Source organism: Hymenobacter agri (assembly GCF_054778495.1).
Window position 1 is genome coordinate 1 of sequence record NZ_BAAGZM010000854.1, and the last position, 1410, is coordinate 1410.

At 66.6% G+C, this 1410-nt stretch carries 1 protein-coding gene; it reads right to left on the reverse strand.

All coding sequences use genetic code 11. The annotated features are described in order from the left end of the window. A partial coding sequence (locus ACYVDE_RS22805; RefSeq protein WP_460503829.1) for a hypothetical protein occupies positions 1–1410 on the reverse strand: 1410 nt, incomplete at both ends.

A 1410-nucleotide genomic window follows, 5' to 3' on the forward strand; every position in this document is an offset into this window, starting at 1 on the left:
GCCCGAAGTCGCCAGCCGACCGTGCCCGGCGTCTTGCTACCGGCCACCGGCGCGCTGAGCACGTTGCCGCTGCGCATGGCCTCGGTGGCAATGGTGGTGGTGGTGCCGCCATCGGTGGTGTACTCGGCGGCGGTGGTGCGGAAATTGGCCGGCAGCGTGGCTTTGAACACCTTGTTCACGTCATCCGTCACCGCGTCGGTGAACGGGGGCCAGGGGCCGGATGCGCTGCCGCTGGCTTCTACACCGCTGGCCTCCGCATTGCTCACCTGCCAGTGATTACTGCCGAGCAACAGCAGCACGTACATGGCATTGAGTGGCACATCGGCGGTGGTGCCGATGTAGTCCACGGTAGGCACCACGTTATCGCCGCCCAGCGTTGGCGTGATGGTCAGCTTGCCCGTGCCAGTGCGCCGCAGATAGAACTTGGTGCCGATTGCCAGCCCGTTCAGGCCACTGCCGAACACGGTGCACTTGATGTCCGTGGCCGTGCTGTTTTGCAGCACGCGGCCTGCCGTGAGGGCCACCAGGCCGAAATCGCCGCTGTAGTCCTGAATGGTGAACCGGCCCGGCGCGGCGGCATTATCGTCGGCCTTCTTTTCCAGAATGCCCAGTGCCGTTTTAATGCTGTCGGCGGCGGTAATGGCACGGCTGGTTGAACTTTTGGCGTAGCCTGCCAGCTTCGCCAGCACGGCCCGCGCCTCGGTGAAAAATAGCGCGGACCCTTCGGAAATATCATCCGTCGTGAGGCCCCCCACCTCGTTTTCGAGGTCTACGAGGTCGCCTTCAAGCGTGTGGATGCGGCTTTCGTGGTCGAGCAGCTCGGCCCGTACCTGCGTATCGTCATACGCCACCGTAGCCGTGGCGGCGTCGCTGGCCAAGTCGTAGGTAAACGCCCCGAGTTGGCCCTCGACGGTGGCGTACTGCATCCGCGCCGGCGCGAAGCAGCTGAAGGTACCGCGTACGTCGGGCTTGCCGGCGCCACGCTCGGTAATCAGGTACTCGCGGCCGCGCGTGAGCTGGTCGTCGCCGTCGTAGCTCAGCGCCACGGCGTATGGCATGACCTGAAACAGGGCGGTAGCCGGCATGGGCGAGGCCACCCGGCGCCAATTGGCATCCGCCACCGGGTCGGTCGGTGCGGGCAGCTGGCCGGCGGCCACGGCCACGTAATGGCCCTCGGTGCCGCCCAGGGTGTAGCGCACTTCGAATCCCACCGGGTAGCCGGGCGGCGTGCCGGTGCTGTTGAAATCAGCCGCCCACTCCGGTACGTTCACGGCGACCGCCTCCGGCGCATCGACGGGTACCCACTTGCAGGGTACCTTCGGACAGGGGGCTTGCATGCGGCCATCACGCCAGGTCTGCAGCCCGCCAGCGATGCCGCCGGGGCGGCTGGCATCGCCGTCGTACACGAGT